The 15,868-nt window shown below is 63.8% G+C and carries 13 protein-coding genes and 1 tRNA gene; 7 read left to right on the plus strand and 7 right to left on the minus strand.

Annotated features, from left to right (window positions below):
• Positions 1–53: 53 nt before the first annotated feature.
• The 3 genes from LAN61_12220 to LAN61_12230 form a co-directional block, all read right to left on the minus strand.
• Positions 54–959, minus strand: a complete 906-nt coding sequence (locus LAN61_12220) for a hypothetical protein (GenBank protein ID MBZ5541273.1) — start codon at positions 957–959, stop codon at positions 54–56.
• A gap of 85 nt (positions 960–1,044) precedes the next feature.
• Positions 1,045–1,455 (minus strand): preQ(1) synthase, encoded by a 411-nt coding sequence (queF, locus tag LAN61_12225; protein MBZ5541274.1) that lies wholly within the window; start codon positions 1,453–1,455, stop codon positions 1,045–1,047.
• 595 nt (positions 1,456–2,050) lie between these two features.
• Positions 2,051–2,125: transfer RNA gene (locus LAN61_12230), tRNA-Glu, on the minus strand.
• Positions 2,126–2,688: 563 nt separating this feature from the next.
• On the opposite strand from LAN61_12230, the gene LAN61_12235 reads away from it, so the two are divergent.
• From LAN61_12235 to LAN61_12265, 7 genes are all read left to right on the plus strand, one after another.
• Complete coding sequence (locus LAN61_12235; protein ID MBZ5541275.1) at positions 2,689–3,609, plus strand: amidohydrolase family protein; 921 nt, start codon at positions 2,689–2,691, stop codon at positions 3,607–3,609.
• Positions 3,609–4,382: an SDR family oxidoreductase gene (locus tag LAN61_12240; protein MBZ5541276.1), complete on the plus strand. Its 774-nt coding sequence runs from the start codon at positions 3,609–3,611 to the stop codon at positions 4,380–4,382. Before LAN61_12235 ends, LAN61_12240 begins: the two co-directional genes overlap by 1 nt.
• A 21-nt stretch (positions 4,383–4,403) precedes the next feature.
• The gene (locus tag LAN61_12245) at positions 4,404–5,576 is read left to right on the plus strand and encodes a 2-hydroxyacyl-CoA dehydratase (GenBank protein MBZ5541277.1); all 1,173 of its coding nucleotides are present in this window, start codon (positions 4,404–4,406) and stop codon (positions 5,574–5,576) included.
• Positions 5,577–5,594: 18 nt separating this feature from the next.
• The gene (locus tag LAN61_12250; GenBank protein ID MBZ5541278.1) at positions 5,595–6,935 is read left to right on the plus strand and encodes a 2-hydroxyacyl-CoA dehydratase family protein; all 1,341 of its coding nucleotides are present in this window, start codon (positions 5,595–5,597) and stop codon (positions 6,933–6,935) included.
• An 8-nt stretch (positions 6,936–6,943) separates the two neighbouring features.
• A complete protein-coding gene (locus LAN61_12255; protein ID MBZ5541279.1) occupies positions 6,944–7,795 on the plus strand; it encodes an acyl-CoA dehydratase activase in 852 nt (283 codons plus the stop codon).
• Entirely contained in the window at positions 7,773–8,645 is an 873-nt protein-coding gene (locus LAN61_12260) for an acyl-CoA dehydratase activase (GenBank protein ID MBZ5541280.1), read from the plus strand. The genes LAN61_12255 and LAN61_12260 overlap by 23 nt, the downstream gene beginning before the upstream one ends.
• Before the next feature lie 96 nt (positions 8,646–8,741).
• Positions 8,742–9,938 carry a CoA transferase gene (locus tag LAN61_12265; GenBank protein MBZ5541281.1) on the plus strand — a complete coding sequence of 399 codons (1,197 nt, stop codon included), beginning with the start codon at positions 8,742–8,744 and terminating at the stop codon, positions 9,936–9,938.
• A gap of 228 nt (positions 9,939–10,166) precedes the next feature.
• Here the strand turns inward: LAN61_12265 and LAN61_12270 are convergent, their stop codons facing one another.
• From LAN61_12270 to tal, 4 genes are all read right to left on the minus strand, one after another.
• Positions 10,167–11,246 (minus strand): class I fructose-bisphosphate aldolase, encoded by a 1,080-nt coding sequence (locus LAN61_12270; GenBank protein MBZ5541282.1) that lies wholly within the window; start codon positions 11,244–11,246, stop codon positions 10,167–10,169.
• 117 nt (positions 11,247–11,363) lie between these two features.
• Positions 11,364–13,088: a L,D-transpeptidase family protein gene (locus tag LAN61_12275; protein ID MBZ5541283.1), complete on the minus strand. Its 1,725-nt coding sequence runs from the start codon at positions 13,086–13,088 to the stop codon at positions 11,364–11,366.
• A 21-nt stretch (positions 13,089–13,109) separates the two neighbouring features.
• Entirely contained in the window at positions 13,110–14,768 is a 1,659-nt protein-coding gene (locus tag LAN61_12280) for a hypothetical protein (GenBank protein ID MBZ5541284.1), read from the minus strand.
• On the minus strand, positions 14,758–15,867 hold the full coding sequence (gene tal, locus LAN61_12285) for a transaldolase (protein MBZ5541285.1): 1,110 nt from the start codon (positions 15,865–15,867) through the stop codon (positions 14,758–14,760). Before tal ends, LAN61_12280 begins: the two co-directional genes overlap by 11 nt.
• Between the last annotated feature and the right edge of the window lies 1 nt (position 15,868).

Below are 15,868 nucleotides of genomic sequence, written 5' to 3' on the forward strand. Positions count from 1 at the left end.
GGAGCGGGACAGGGCTTTCGCCGCAATGGAGCGATGTGCGCCGGCGGCCGGAATCAGGAAGCCGGTTTGGGCGCGGGTGCTGCTGCCGGAGCCGCGGGTGCCGCCGGAGCAGCAGGCGCAGCTTCCTTGGGTGTCGCGAGATAGCCCGAGGCCGAGTTCTTGCCCACTTCGAAGACGACGATTTCGTAGGGCATGGTGCGCCCGGCGCCCTTGGTGTAGAACTGGACGGGCTCGCCAACGGTGCGGTCCTTCTTCTCGATGGACTTGTCATCGGCGAAGACGGTCATGGTGTAGCGGCCCTTCTTGGTGTCCACCTTTTGCAGGGAAAGCTGCACGGGGCCGACGCGTTCGGCGTGTTTGGACTTCTGGACGGTGAATTCGAAGTAGTTGCGATCGCCGCGGCGCTTGAGGTCTTCGAGATCGTCGCGGTTGCGGGCGATGAGGCCGCTCATCACGCCCATGTCGCCGAGGGCGCGCTCGAGCTTGGTCTTGGTGGCTTCCAGGTCGGTGCGCGTCGCTTCGATGTCCTTTTTGGCGCCGCCGACTTCCGTGGCCACCGCTCCGATTTTTTCTTCGCTCTCCTGCTTGACCTGGCCGAGTTGGGAGGTCAGGCGCTGATCGGAGGCTTTCTGCTCCTTGCGAATGGCTTCGGCGCGGCTCTTGGCCTCGGCCAGTTCCGCCTGGGTCATGCCGAGTTTCTGCTCGGTGACTTCCATGTGGCCCTTGATCTCGGCGAGGCGGGAATTAGCCTGATCAAGCTGGGCGGAGAAAATTTTGTTCTGATCCTGGGCTTTGGCGAGGTCCTGTGCCACTTTGGTATGTGCCAAGTGTCCGATGACGGCCACGGCAGCGAGTCCAAGAAAAAGAACAATGAACAGCAAGGAAATCCACCGCGGGGTGCCGGCGGCCTCGTAGTGACGAGACTCTTCCGCATTCGGCACATTCGGCGATGTACTCATTTTGCCTCCTCAGTCAACGGGCTGGTGTGGGTTGCCCGGAATGCCCCCGATTATCCCTAGGGATGGCAAACCTGTCCACTATTGTTCAGCGGGGGTTTCTTTCCCGGCGCGGGGAGAGGCGGGGCCAGCGCGCCAGGACGGTGGTGGTGAGACCGCCGCGGGGAGTAAATTCGCCGCGGACGACGCACCACTCGGGGTGGATGGCGGCGACGATGTCGCGAAGCATGCGATTGACGGCGTTTTCGTAGAAAATGCCCAGATTCCGGTAGGCGAGGAGATACATTTTGAGAGCTTTGAGCTCCAGGCAGGCTTTGCGGGGCATGTACTGGATGGTGATGGCGCCGTAGTCGGGGAGGCCCGTTTTGGGGCAGACGGAAGTGTATTCGGGAAAGCGCGTGGTGATGACATAGCCGGGAAACTGATTGGGCCAGGTGTCGAGTTTGGGGAGCTTGGTGTGGATGCCGGACCGCGCGTGGTCTGCAGTATAAGCCGTCATGATGGCTCCTATGTCGTTCCGCATTGTACCCTTTCTGCGGGAAGCAAGCTTGTGCCCGAGGTGCTCGTGCTACTCTATGCGGTAATGGCGTGTCCCAGGAGAGAACCGTTGACCGCTTTGCGGTCACACGCAAAGCTGACCGCTTTGCGGTCACAGACAAAAAGGATACACGAGTGAACTGTCCGGTCTGCAAACATCCGGAATGCCGGCGCTCGCGGCGGCATTCCTATAAGGATCACGCACTGGGCATGGCCGGGCTGCTGCCCTGGCGGTGCGCCGGGTGCGAGTTGCGGTTTTATGCGATGGCCGTGCCCCTGAGCCAGTTTTTTTACGCGCACTGCGGGCAATGCGGAAGTCTCGGGTTGCGGGGGGTTCCGCGAGAGAGCGTGGTGGGACTCTGGTCCTTTGTGGGACGGGCCTTGCGTTTACCTGCCTTGCGGTGCGATCCCTGCCGGAACAATTTCTTTACGATTCGGCCGTTGCGGCAGCCGGAATCGAGGAGCATGACGACTGCGGAGCGCTAAAGGTGCAGGGGATGGCGAGCCGCGAGCTTCCTGCGGTAGGGAAGAGATTGCCATCGCTGAGATTGAAAGCGTGGTAGCGGTACGGGGAATCGAACCCCGGTTTTCAGGTTGAGAACCTGACGTCCTAACCCCTAGACGATACCGCCGAAGGCAAACCGAACAAGCAACGATGACGAGCAAAATCGCTCATGCATATTTTGGCACGGACGATCCTCACTGATCAAGCCGCAGGGTGCACTCCAGCGTTCCGCGAGTGCGAAGTCCGCAAAGGATAGCACCAAGACAGACCTGCAAGAATTTTTGTGCCGGAAGCATCCGGACGGATTGCCCCCGCAGCTCTGTACCGAGTGGGAACGATCTGTCCCGAAAGGCTGGTGGACAGCGGTCTCATTTTTCGCAGGTGGCGGGTTCGGCGGCGGAGGAAATACTGTGGGAAATGCAGTGCTGGAAATGGCGCTGCGTCGGCGGGAGCATGGGACGCTGCCGGAAACGTGGGGGCGGAGGGAGGACGGAGAGTTTGGGGGCAGTTTCTTGCAGCAGCGGGATTAACTGATTTTAAGGTCTTTAGAGTAACATGGGGCCTTTGGAGAGAGTCCTGGCAGGGGCCGGAAGTTGCGGAGCGTTGGGCAATCTCACAAGCCCTGTGTGACGTAGGTCACAGCAATGATGTGCGGCGCTGCGTAGGCTGGGCGAAATCGGGAGAGTGTGCATGGACATCCAGGCGATCGACTTTATGTATTACGTGGCCACCCAGGAGTTCATGGAGCGCTGGGACAAGGCCAAAGAAGGCGAACTACTGTGCCGGATGGAACGCGCCATAGGCGGGCTGCCGCGCTATGAGTCCATCGAGGCCATGCTGGCGAAGATGGACGCCGCGGGTGTGGAAAAGGTTTTCATTACCCAGTGCAAGATGTGGTCGTACTGGCGCAAGTGGATGTATATGGATACGCAGCTCGAGGACGTGCTGCAATACACGGAAAAATATCCCAACCGCTTCGTGGGCCTTGCCGGGTATAACCCCTTCCGCATCAAGGACAGCCTGCGGGAAATCGAAACCGCGGTGACCAAGCACAACTTCAAAGGCGTGTACGTACACATCTACGGGTTCGACATCGGGCTGGACGACAAGAAGATGTATCCGCTGTATGCCAAGTGCGAAGAGTTGGGCGTGCCGGTATCGCTGCAGGTGGGGCACGTGCTGGAAGCCATGCCCAGCGAAGGCGGACGGCCCATGCATCTGGATCGCGTGGCGTGCGACTTTCCGCAATTGAAGCTGATCGGGGCGCATACCGGCTGGCCATGGGTGGATGAGCTGGTTTCGGTCTGCTATAAGTGGGATAACATCTGGCTGGGGGTGGACGCCTGGATGCCCAAGTACCTTCCGCCGCAGGTGCTGCAGTTCATCAACAGCCGCATGGGAAGAGACCGCTGCTTGTGGGGTACGAATGGCCTGCCGTGGAAAGAGAACCTGGAACAGCTGGAGCAACTGGGCTTGAAGGAAGAGACGAAGCAGAAGCTGTTGCGGGGTAATGCGGTGGAGCTATTCGGGCTGGAGGAAAAGACGCCGGCCGCAAAAGTAGCCGCCGCGCCCGCGGCCAAGATGCATCTTGTGGAAGGCCACCTACACTGATGACTGCGGGGAGCGTACAGGGCAAGGCCGTGGTGATCACCGGGGGGGCCCGGGGGATCGGGCGGGCGCTGGCACAGGCCTTTGCGGAGGCCGGTGCGGATATTCTTATCGGTGATTTGCGCGCGGAGGAAGCGGAAGCCACGGCTGGGGAAATTGCGCGGGCGACGGGACGGAAAGTGTTCGCAGCGGGCGCGGACGTGACGCGGCTGGAGGATGCCCAGAAACTGCGGGATGCGGGGATCGTACAGCTGGGGCGGATCGATGTGCTGGTGAACTGCGCAGGGTGGGACCGGCTGATGCCGTTTCTGAAGACCACTCCGGAGCTGTGGGACCGCATCATCGGGATTAACTATCGCGGAGTAATTCACACCTGTTATGCTGTGTTGCCGCACATGAAAGAGCGCAAGCAGGGATGCATCGTGAACATCAGTTCGGATTCGGCGCGGGTGGGATCGATGGGCGAAGCGGTGTATGCCGGGGCCAAGGCTGCGGTGGTGGCGTTTTCGAAAACGCTGGCGCGGGAACACGCGCGGGACAATATCCGGGTGAACGTGATCTGTCCGGGGCTGGTGGATACGCCGCTGCTGGCGGAGATCCAGAAGGAAGAGTTTGGCGGGAAAGTGATCGGGGCGGTGATCGGAGCCATCCCGTTGAAGCGGCTGGGGCGCGCGGAAGAGATCGCGCCGCTGGCGGTGTTCCTGGCGTCGGATGCGGCCGGGTACATCACGGGGCAAGTCACGAGCGTGGATGGCGGATTGACGATGGTGGGGTAGGGAAGAGGCAGGAGGAAGAGGATGACGGAAACGTTGGCCTTCAATTTTGAACGAACGTTCGACCAATGCATGGCGCTGGTCAGCGACCTGACCTTCCCCACGGTGGCCGCCTGGAAGCAGGAGCATCCCGGCGGGCGGGTGATCGGCTATTTTCCAGTGTACGCGCCGAGCGAAATCATTCATGCCGGAGGGATGCTTCCGGTGGCGCTGCACGGCGCCGGGGATGGGCTGGAGCTACAGCACGCCGACGCGCGCTTTGGCTCGTTCATCTGCTCGATCGTAAAGAGCACGCTGGAACTGGCCATGACCGACCGGCTGGCGCTGATGGACGGGCTGCTGTTTTCAACCATCTGCGATTCGGCGCGCAATCTGGCCTTCGTCATCAAGCGCAACCAGCCGGGCAAGTACGTGGACTTTCTGCACCTGCCACACAATCCCAACGGAACGGCCAGCCACGATTTTCTGGCCAGTGAATACCGGCGGCTGATCGGGCATCTCCAGGAGCTGACCGGAAAAACGATCAGCGACGAAGCGCTGCGCAACTCCATCGCGGTGTTCAATGAGAACCGCAATCTGCTGCGCCGGCTGTACGATTTTCGCAGGGAGTATCCCGAGCGGTTGCGGACCTGGGAGCTGTACGTCCTGATGCGCGCGGGAAATTTCGTACCGGTGGAGACGCACAACGAATGGCTACGCGGAGTGCTGGAGGAGCTGCCGGGGCGGACGGGCAAGCGGCGCGACGCCATCCGCGTGGTGGTCGAAGGCTCGTTCTGCGAGCAGCCGCCGCTGGACCTCATCCGGGTGATGGAAGAAGCGGGCTGCACGATCGCGGACGACGATTTTATCCTCGGGCGGCGCTGGTTCAACTCGGATATACCCGTGGAGGGGGATCCGCTGATGAATCTGGCGGAGAGCTATCAGGACCGCTCGGTGTATTCCTCGGTGCGGCATGACAACCGGAATCCGCGCCAGAAGCAGCTGGTCGAGAAAGTGAAGCATGCGAAAGCCCAGGCGGTGGTTTTTCTGACCGCGAAATTCTGCGAGCCGGCCTGTTTCGATTACGTGCTGTTCAAGCGCGAGCTGGAAGCGGCGAAGATTCCGCATCTGCCGCTGGAATTCGAGGAAAAGGCCTACACGTTCGACCGCTTCCGGATGGAAGTGGAAACCTTTGTGGAATCCCTGCTCTTTGAGTGAGCGGGGAGTGAGGGAGTCATGTCCAACACCGAAAAGACCGATTATCGCGGGCAGATTCACCAGTTGCAGAAGGAGATGATGGTCGAGTGGTACCAGAAGCTCGACGAATCGGCGACGACGGGGAAGCCGCCGGCGGTGTCGCTGATGATTTCCGGCAACTGCGTCGAGTTGCTGGAGGCGTTCGACTTGCTGCCGCTGTATCCGGAGGTGAACGCGCTGCAGCTGGCCATCCGGCGGCAGTCGCTCGAACCGATTCTGGTGGCGGAGGAGATGGGTTACGCCACCGACAACTGCGCCTACGTGAAGGCGGATATCGGGGCCATGGTGAAGGGAATCACGCCCGCCGGAGGGAAGCTTCCGGTGGCCGCGCTGGCGCTGTGCAATTTCGTGGGATGCAACGTCTATACGAAGTGGTTCGAGCACATCGCGGAGTTTCAGAAGTCGCCGCTGTTCATGCTGGACGTGCCGTTTCTGCGCACCGATTCGCCGAGCAAGGAGGACATTGCCTACGTGGTGCGGCAGCTGCACGATCTGGTGAAGCAGCTGGAGCAGATCAGCGGGAAGAAATTCGACATGGACCGGTTCCGGGAGGCGGTGCGGAATTCGGCGCGGGTGGAGGAGTTGTGGTCGCGCATCAAGCATCTCTCGAGGAAAAAACCGTCTCCCTATGATGCGTATTTCGACGCCATCTCGCTGATGGGGCCGCTGTATGTGTATCGCGCGAATCCGCGCGGGGTGCACTTTTTCGAGGTGGCGCTGAAAGAATACGAGGGGATGGTGGAGCGCGGCGAAGGGCCGTTCGAAAAGGAGAAATTCCGGGTGGTGCTGGAAGGGCCGCCGCCGTATCCGTTCTTCCGCACGTTCCGGGACATGTTCGCGAAGTGGGGAGCGTGCGCGGTGGCTTCGACATATTCGACGGTGGGCGGGCTGTGGGAGTTCGGTTTCCGGCACGATCCCGCGGAGCCGTTCGAGGCGATCGCGCTGCACATGATCGAAAACAACGTAACCAATCGCAACTACCTGCAGCGCTACGACCAGATCCGGCGGTATGTGGAGGAGTGGAACGCGGACGGGCTGATCATCCACTTCGTGAAGAGCTGCCGGCTGTTTTCTGCGGGGCAGGGAGACATGCGCGATTACTTCACGAAGGAGCTGGGGATCCCGACGCTGTATCTCGAGTCGGACATCGAGGACCCGCGCTACTTCTCCGAGGCGCAGATCAAGAACCGCATGGACGCGTTTTTCGAATCGCTGGGGCATGCCCCGGCGCGCACGGTGGCGCAACTGGGTGCGGGAAGGGCGGGCTCGGGCATTCCCATGGTTCCCACCCAGAGTCCGAAGTTGAAGGTCTTGAATTGAGGAGCGAGGTGAAGACGATGCGCTATGCAGCGGGAGTGGACGTCGGATCGACGCAGACCAAGGCGGTCATCCTGCAGGACGACGGGAACGAGAAGAAGATGATCGCCACGGCGCTGGTGGATACCGGCGCGAACGTGCAGAAGGCCGGGGGCAACGGCTTTCAGGCGGCGTGCAAGGAGGCCGGGATTGCGCCGGAGCAAGTGGGCTACGTGGTGGGCACGGGCTACGGGCGGTACAAGATTCAGTTCGGCAATACGCAGATGACGGAGATCAGCTGCCACGCGCGCGGCGCACATTTTCTCTTTCCCAACACGCGCACGGTGATCGATATGGGAGGGCAGGACAGCAAGGCCATCAGCATCGGCCCAGAGGGGAACGTGCTGGATTTCGTGATGAACGACAAATGCGCCGCGGGGACCGGGCGGTTCCTGGCCAACGCCGCCGATGTGCTGGCGATGCCGCTCGATGACATGGGGCCGTTTTCGCTCAAGGGAAAGAATCCGGTGAAGATCACGACGGTGTGCACGGTGTTCGTCGAGTCGGACATTCTTTCCTATCTGGCGCAGGGAAAGAAGGCGGAAGACGTGCTGAGCGGTGTGAACCTGGCGATCGCACGGCGGACGGTCTCTCTGGCGCGGCGCGTGCCGGTCGAGCCGGCGATCACCATGACCGGCGGGGTAGCGCGCAACGTGGGGATGGTGAAGGCGCTTGAGGACGTGCTGGGAGTGAAACTGCAGATCAGCCCGCTGGCGCATTTTGCGGGAGCGATTGGCGCAGCTTTGTATGCTCTGGAAAAAATGGATCAGGATTCCCAACCGGGAGTCCAGGATGGTGCGCATGTTGCGAATCGCGGGAATTGACGTCGGCACGGGATTTACCAAGGCGGTGGTGATCGGAGTGGCTTCGGCGGACGGGCAAACGCCCGCGGCGGAGGGCGCGCCTGAAATTCTGGGGCGTGCATCGCTGCGCACGGGAGTGGAGATGGAGAAGGCGGCGCGCGAAGCGCTGGCCGCGGCGCTGGAAGCGGCCGGGCAGCGGGATGCGGAGGTGCGCTACGTAGCCGCGACGGGCTTCGGGCGGCATGCCGTCTCTTTCCGCGACATCCAGATCACGGAAATCACCAGCAGCGCGCGCGGCGCGCGGTTCCTCTATCCGCATGCCACCTGCGTGCTGGACATCGGCAGCCAAACCACGCGGGCGATCACGCTGACGGAGACCGGGCGGGTCAACCAGTTCAAGTCCAATGACAAGTGCGCGGCCGGATCGGGGAGCTTCATCGCGCGGGCCACCAAGTATCTGGAAATTCCGCTGGAGCAGGCCGGAGAAAAAGCGCTCGACGCGGACAAGCCGCAGGCCATCAGCAGCATCTGCGCGGTGCTGGCGGAGAGCGAAATCATCAACCACGTTAGCGCCGGGGTGAGCCTGGAGAACATTCTGGCGGGGATCTACGAATCGCTGGCCGACCGCGCCGGGATGCTGCTGAAGCGCACCGGGATGGGCAAGGACCTGGTGTTCATCGGCGGGGTGGCGCGGCAGCGCGGCATGCTGCGGGCGCTCGAGAACCGGCTGAAGGTGACAGTGCACGTTCCCGAGAACGCCGAATACGTGTGCGCGCTGGGAGCGGCGCTGCTGGGACTGCAGCGGCTGCGGGCCACGGAGAATGCGCGGCGCACGGAAACGGCGGGCAATTCCGCCACGGTCGCCGCCTAAGGCGGCCACCGGGCCATCGCGGCACGGCGCGGGGGAAGGGGGCTTCCTCCTGCGGAGCACGCGCGCAGTTCCAGATGTCGGCTATAATTCCCGCCTGTGACCCCCGTTCTCGATTCCATCCGCGTAGTAGAAATGACCGAGGCCATGGCCGGGCCGTATTGCGCCATGTTGCTGGGCGATTTTGGCGCGGACGTGATCAAGGTGGAGCGGCCGGGCGTGGGCGACCAGGCGCGCGGGTGGGGCCCGCCGTTTGTGGGCAGCGAATCGGCGTACTTCCTGGCCGCCAATCGCAACAAGAGATCGCTGACGCTGAACTACGATCAGCCGCGCGGCGCGGAGATGCTGCAGCGGCTGTTGGCGACGGCGGACGTGTTTGTGGTGAACCAGCCGGTGCTGGCGTCGCTCGAGAAGCGCGGGATCGATCCGCAAACGCTGTGCGCGAAATATCCGCGGCTCATCTACTGCAGCATTACCGGATACGGATTTACGGGGCCGAAAGCGGGGATGCCGGGGTACGACATCCTGGCGCAGGCCGAAGCGGGAGTGATGAGCTTTACCGGGGAGCCGGAAGGCAGCCCGATGCGCTATCCAATCGCCATCGCGGACATGACCTGCGGGATGTACGCGGTGATGGGGATACTGGGAGCGCTGTTCGCGCGGGAGAGAAGCGGGCAGGGGCAGTTCCTGGAGGTGGCGCTGTTCGATGCGCAACTGACGTGGCTGGCCAACGCGGGCAGCAGCTACCTGAATGCGGGGGAATTGCCGCGGCGCTGGGGAAACGCGCACCCGAACATCGTGCCGTACCAGGTGTTCCGCGGAAGCGACGCGCGGCACTTCGTGGTGGGCGTGGGGACGCAGGAGCAGTGGAAACGGCTGCTCCCGATGATGGGATTGGAAGAAGAGCTGGGGAGCGACGCGCGATTTGCGAGCAACGCGCTGCGCATTGCGAACCGCACGGAGCTGATCGAGAAGCTGCAGAAGCGCTTTGCGCAGGAGCCGGCGGGCTTCTGGCGGGAGAGACTGGCGGCGGCGGACATCCCAGCGGCGGCGATCCACACGGTGGGCGAAGCGCTGGAGGATGCGCAGACGCTGGCGCGCGGGCTGATCGTGCAACTGGAGCATCCGGCGCTGGGGCCGGTGAAGAGCATCGCCAATCCGGTGAACTTTGCGAATACGCCGGTGAGCTACCGGCTTCCGCCGCCGCTGCTGGGGGAACATACCCGGGAGGTGCTGCAGAGCCTGGGGTACAGCGCGGACGAGATGCGGGCCGGGGAGCGCGAAGGGGCGCTCTGAAGCCGGGTGGGGCGCCGCAAGATTCTGTTTGATTTCTCAAATAATTGATTTAATTTCGCCCATTCTACTCTCCGGCGCAGCGGGTCTACGTGTGGATGGGCGAGCGAAACGTACGGAAGTAAGCCGGTTGCCTGCCTTGCGTTTGTCTACCTAAAGAGAAGCGGCCGCCGCGAAATTTCCGCGGGCGGCCGCCTCCTCGGGTGGAACCCGTTGTGCTTTCTGCCGCGCTTACGCCACGGTTACATCCGGGCTCAGATAGACGTCCTGAATCGCGTTGAGCAGGGAGACGCCTTCCTTCATGGGGCGCTGGAAGGCCTTGCGGCCGGAGATAAGGCCCATGCCGCCGGCGCGCTTGTTGATGACCGCGGTGAGCACGGCTTCGGCGAAGTCGTTGGCGCCGGAAGCGCCGCCGCTGTTGATGAGCCCGGCGCGGCCCATGTAGCAGTTGGCCACCTGGTAGCGGCAGAGGTCGATGGGATGGTCGCTCGACAAGTCGGTGTAGATGCGCTTGTCGAACTTGCCGTAGCTGGAGCCTTCGGCATTGAGGGCCTGGAAGCCGCCGTTATTTTCCGGGAGCTTCTGCTTGATGATGTCGGCCTCGATGGTGACGCCGAGGTGGTTGGCTTGGCCGGTGAGGTCGGCGGAGACGTGGTAGTCCTTGTCCTTCTTGAAAGCGCTGTTGCGCAGGTAGCACCACAGGACGGTGGCCATGCCCAGTTCGTGGGCGTGGGCGAAGGCCTGGCTGACTTCGACGATCTGCCGGGCGCTTTCCGGGGAGCCGTAGTAGATGGTGGCGCCGACGGCAGCGGCGCCCAGGTCGTGGGCCTGCTTGACGGTGCCGAACATGATCTGGTCGAACTTGTTGGGATAGGTGAGCAGCTCGTTGTGGTTGATCTTCACGATGAAGGGAATCTTGTGGGCGTATTTGCGGGCCACGGAGCCGAGTACGCCGAAGGTGGAGGCCACGGCGTTGCAGCCGCCCTCGATGGCCAGCTTGACGATGTTTTCGGAGTCGAAGTAGTCGGGGTTCTTGGCGAAGCTGGCGCCGCCGGAGTGCTCGATGCCCTGGTCCACGGGGAGGATGGAGAGATAGCCGCTGCCGCGCAGCCGCCCGGTGGAGTACATGCGGTGCAGGTTGGCGAGAACGCGGTTGTTGCGGTCCGAGAGCGAGCCCACGCGGTCGATGAAGTCCGGCCCGGGAAGGTTCAGGCGCTCCCTGGCGATTTTCGGCGCTTTGAAGCCGAGCAGGTAGTCCGCCTTATCGCCGAGATACTGGGTGATTTGGCTGTTGCTGAGCGTGGTTGCCATGACTCGTTGTCTCCTAAGATGCGGCGGTGGGAAGAAGGCGGGCCGCCGCTGGGTCCATCATCGCTAGCAATTTACCACTTTTTGGGGGAATGGGCTGCGCGGGAAACGGCTCCGGGGCTACTTGGCCGGATAGGGGTAGCCGCGGGCCAGCACCTGTTCCAAGGCAGCGTCGTAGCCGTAGAGGTCGTCGAAGAAGCGCGCTTCGCCGGTTTCCGTGACGACGGCTGTGGCATAGAAGATGAGCACCGGGATGGGGGTGGCCACGCGCACGTGCTGGTTATCCTTTGCTTGTGTGACCGCGAAGCGGTCAACTCCGCTCTGCATGGCGGCTTCCACCTTCTCCAGGTCCCAGCCGGGATTATGCCGCAGAACCCAGGCGGCGAGCAGCGCGGGATTTTCCACGCGGATGCAGCCGTGGCTGAAGTCGCGGCGCGCTTTGGAGAAAAGCTCCGTTGCCGGCGTGCCATGCAGGTAGACGTCGTAGGAATTGGGGAAGAGAATCTTGACCCCGTCGAGAGCGTTCTTGGGGCCGGGGCGCTGGCGGACCTCGAGCGTGCCGGCCTGCAGCTGGCGCAGGACGTCCGGGGTCAGCTCGCCGGTGACCAGCTCGCCGGCGTGGGTGACGACTTCAAAATCGTTCTTGACGAGGTAGGCGGGATCTTTTTCGAGGGCGGGAAGGATCTCGTCGCGCTGCAGGGAAAGCGGCACATTCCAGTAGGGGCGGAAGACAACCTCACCGATGGAGTCGGCGAAGGCCGGGGTTTCATAGCCGTAGGCCTGGCCCACGACGACGTTCATGGAGAGGGCCACGCCGAGGTTCTCATCGAAGGCGCGCAAGCGATATTCGGGGATATTGACGACGACGGGAGGCTGGGCGAATTCGTGAGGGAGCCAGCGCAGGCGCTCGAGAGTGAGCTGGAACTGGCGGATACGGCGCGCGAGCGGGGTATTGAGTTGGGCCAGGGTGTCCGGGCCGAGGAGGCCGTCGGGCTCCAGGCCATGGCGTTCCTGAAAGCGCTTGACGGCGAGCACCAGCGCGCCGCGGTAGATGCGCGTGCGCGGCGGGACGTGCGCTTCGAGGGGGAGATCGCCGAGCAGGCGCAGGAGCTGGGCCAGGCGCGGGAGGCCGGGATAGCGTGCGCCGGGGCGCACGGCGCGCGGGGGAACGGGCAGGAGTTCGCCGCTATCGTGCCGGGCCAGGGCGAGGTAGTGCTGCAAGGCCTGCTGGATGCGGCGATAGACGGGGAACGGCGGCTCGACGCCGGCGAGGACGGCTTTCACACTGGTAGCGCGCACGACACGCTCGCGGACGAATTCGGAGAGGACGTATTTCTTGTGCTCGATGTCAAAGCCGAAATGGAAATAACGCGGGTTGACCTTGCCGATGTGCAGGTCGGAGATGTAGCGCATGAGGCAGACAGTGACGGCGGCGTCGAAGCGTTCGAGATTGCCGGGGGTGGGCGATTGGCGCAGCTGCTCGATGCGCGCGGCCCAGCGCGGGCCGTCGTAGTCCTCGGTATTCAGCCCTTTGTCATCGGCGGAGCGGAAGACGTCGAAGAGGGCCAGGGCCTGGGGAGTGGGCGCGGCGTTCGCGGACCAGGCGAGGGCGTAATTTGTGGGGAGGTAGAAATCGCGAAGCTCGGAGCGATAGTCGGAGAAATCGGGCCAGCGCAGATCGTCCAGCCGGCCGGTGGCGATGATGGCGCGCAGGGTGGCGCCGGGCCCGGCGAGTTGCGGCGGCGCGGGTTCCTGCCGTGCGGGCGGGGCTGCGCGTAAGGAGACGGGAGCCACAAGCGCCAGGGGGAGCAGGAAGAGCAGCGGCGCCTGCAGGCGATTGCGCATTCGCTGTGGCCGCCTCACGGGTCAGCCGTGCACGGCCGCTTCGAACGATTTGATTCCGGTGGCGGCGTCGCGGCCGAGCTGCACGCGGAGGATGCGGCGTCCGCGCTGCGCCAGGGCCTGGAAATCGCCGAGGGCCTGCGCCTGAATGAGCTGCGCGAAGGTGTAGTCGGTTTCCGGGACGGCCAGCGGCTCGGAGGGCTCGTCAAGAAACTGCACGAAGAGGCCGGTATTGGGGCCGCCCTTGTGCAACTGTCCGGTGGAGTGCAGAAAGCGCGGGCCGTAGCCGAGGGTGGTGGCCAGGCGCGTGGTGTCGCGCAGGGTCTTCTGGAGCGAGGCGAGCGCCACGGTGGTGGCGGCGGTGGGAGCGAGATAGGCTTGCAAGGCGATGTAGTCGCCGGGCTGGGCTGTGCCGAGCCAGTCCGCGACGGCTTTCTGCAGCGCGGCGCGGTCGGAGGCGAGGACCGGCGCGTCTGCGGCGGCGCCCTGCGCCGCGCCGGCCATGGCCTGGCGCGCGAGAGTTTTTGCCAGCTCGACGTCCGGCTGGTCGAAAGGCTGAACACCAAGAGCGGCGCCGGCGGCGGCGACGGCCACTTCCCAGCGGAAAAATTCCTGGCCGAGGTTGCTGTTTTCCCCAGATTCGATGCGGATCACCGGGTGGCCCACGGTCTCGAGGGTCTTCAGGCGGGCCTGCTGGCCGGCATCGGCATCCTGCGCTGCGCGCAGCGAGACGAAGACGCGATCCTGGGCGTATTGTTCCGGAGCGCCGAGGGGTTCGCCGGCGACGGGGATAATGCCTTTACCGTTCTTGCCGGTGCTTTCGGCGATGAGCTGTTCGAGCCAGGCGGGGAGCAGGAACAGCGAGGGCGAAGTGACAAAAGTGACTTTGTCGCGGCCGGCGCGGGCCAGTTCCGCGAGCGCTGCGCCCAGAACCAGACCGGGGTTGCTGGTTGCGGGCACGGTGCCGGCGCAGGCCTGGGCCATGCGGCTGGCCGCCTGCAGGAAGCGCGCGACGTCCACGCCGAGGAGCGCGGCGGGGACCAGGCCGAAGTGGGTCAGCGCGGAATAGCGGCCGCCGACATCCGGGAGAGCTTCGAAGACGCGGCGGAAGTTGCGCGCCGCGGCGTGCTTGCCCAGGACCGTGCCGGGATCGGTGATGGCGACGAAGTGGCTGCCAGGGATTTTGGTTTTCTCGGCGACGCGGGCCCAGAAATAGTTGAGGAAAGAGTTGGGCTCGATGGTCGTGCCGGACTTGCTGGAGACGACGAAAAGCGTGCGTTCGAGGTTCACGCTCTTTTCCACGGCGCGGACGGCGTCGGGATGGGTGCTGTCGAGGACGGTGAGCGCGGGGTAGCCAGCGGTGTGGCCGAAGGTCCTGGAGAAGACTTCCGGAGCTAGGCTGGAGCCGCCCATGCCGAGGAGGACGACGTGCTCGAATCCGGCGGCGCGGACTTCCTGCACGAAAGCGGCGATAGCGGGGACGTGCGCCTGCATGGCGTCGGGCAGCGTGAGCCAACCGAGACGGTTGACGATTTCCGCGGGCTCCTTGGCCCACAGGGTGTGGTCCTTGGCCCAGAGGCGGCGGGCAAAGCCCGTGGCGTCCCAATCGGCGAGGCGCTGGTCGGCGGCGCGCTGCGCGGAGCCGAGGCTTATGCGCAGGGGATTTACGGGGCTATCGAACATCTGCGATCTTTTCGCGCTTGGCTTCGAGGGCCGTGAGGAGCTGTTTGTAGGAGTCTGCGAAAAGGGTGACGCCCTGGCTTTGCAGGGTCTCCGTGATGGCGGCGAGGTCGATGCCGGCTTTGGCCAGCCCGGCGAGAACCTGGCGGGCTTCCGCCAAGCGGCCGGTGAGGGTCAGCTTGACGGCGCCGTGATCGCGGAAGGCCTCGAGTGTGGCGGGGGGCAGGGTGTTGACGGTGTGCGGGCCGATCAACTCGTCCACGTAGAGGACGTCGGAGTAGGCGGGATTCTTGGTGCCGGTGCTGGCCCACAGCGGGCGCTGCACGCGCGCGCCTTTTTCCGCGAGTTTTTGGAAACGGGGGCTTTCGAAAACTTCCTGGAAGCGCTGGTAGACGATGCGGGAGTTGGCGATGGCGGCTTTGCCGCGCAGGGCCAGAGCGTCGGGGGAGCCGTTGCGCTCGAGCTCTTTGTCCACCAGGGTGTCCACGCGGCTGACGAAGAAAGAGGCGACGGAGGCGGCGCCCTGGGGATTCTTGTTTTTCTCGATGCCGCGGATGTAGGCCTGGGCCACGGCTTCATAGTGCGCCAGGGAAAACATCAGGGTGACGTTGACGTTGATGCCCTCGGCGATGAGCGTTTCGACGGCGAAGACGCCTTCCTTGGTGGCGGGCACCTTGATCATGAGGTTGGGGCGGGCGATGGCTTTCCACAGGCGGCGGGCTTCGCTGAGGGTGACCTGGGTGTTGTAGGCCAAGTCCGGGGCCACCTCGAAGCTGACGAAGCCGTCGGCACCGTTGGTGGAGTCGTAGACGGGACGGAGGACGTCGGCGGCCATCTGGATGTCCTCGATGGCCAGGCGCTCGTAGAGGGGAACGGTGTCCATGGCGGGATTGGCGGCCAGGGCCTGGCGCAGGGCTTCGTCGTAGTCGCTGCTGCCGGCGATGGCCTTTTCGAAAATGGTGGGATTGCTGGTCATGCCGCGGAGGCCGGCGTCGACGAGCTGCTGCAGCTCGCCGCTGGTGACCAGGGTGCGGCGGATGAAATCGAGCCAGATGGACTGGCCGAGCTTGTGCAGTTCCTGCAGGGTGTTTCCCGGAGCCATC

The sequence above is a fragment of the Terriglobia bacterium genome (assembly GCA_020072785.1).
Taxonomy (GTDB): Bacteria; Acidobacteriota; Terriglobia; order Acidiferrales; family UBA7541; genus Acidiferrum.

What these genes read in the sequence shown, in the direction of transcription:
- LAN61_12220 (MBZ5541273.1), bottom strand. Translation starts at nt 959, where the DNA reads ATGAGTACATCGCCGAATGTGCCGAATGCGGAAGAGTCTCGTCACTAC.
- tal (MBZ5541285.1), bottom strand. Translation starts at nt 15,867, where the DNA reads ATGGCTCCGGGAAACACCCTGCAGGAACTGCACAAGCTCGGCCAGTCC.
- LAN61_12245 (MBZ5541277.1), top strand. Translation starts at nt 4,404, where the DNA reads ATGACGGAAACGTTGGCCTTCAATTTTGAACGAACGTTCGACCAATGC.
- LAN61_12270 (MBZ5541282.1), bottom strand. Translation starts at nt 11,246, where the DNA reads ATGGCAACCACGCTCAGCAACAGCCAAATCACCCAGTATCTCGGCGAT.
- LAN61_12260 (MBZ5541280.1), top strand. Translation starts at nt 7,773, where the DNA reads ATGTTGCGAATCGCGGGAATTGACGTCGGCACGGGATTTACCAAGGCG.
- queF (MBZ5541274.1), bottom strand. Translation starts at nt 1,455, where the DNA reads ATGACGGCTTATACTGCAGACCACGCGCGGTCCGGCATCCACACCAAG.
- LAN61_12280 (MBZ5541284.1), bottom strand. Translation starts at nt 14,768, where the DNA reads ATGTTCGATAGCCCCGTAAATCCCCTGCGCATAAGCCTCGGCTCCGCG.
- LAN61_12275 (MBZ5541283.1), bottom strand. Translation starts at nt 13,088, where the DNA reads ATGCGCAATCGCCTGCAGGCGCCGCTGCTCTTCCTGCTCCCCCTGGCG.
- LAN61_12250 (MBZ5541278.1), top strand. Translation starts at nt 5,595, where the DNA reads ATGTCCAACACCGAAAAGACCGATTATCGCGGGCAGATTCACCAGTTG.
- LAN61_12235 (MBZ5541275.1), top strand. Translation starts at nt 2,689, where the DNA reads ATGGACATCCAGGCGATCGACTTTATGTATTACGTGGCCACCCAGGAG.
- LAN61_12240 (MBZ5541276.1), top strand. Translation starts at nt 3,609, where the DNA reads ATGACTGCGGGGAGCGTACAGGGCAAGGCCGTGGTGATCACCGGGGGG.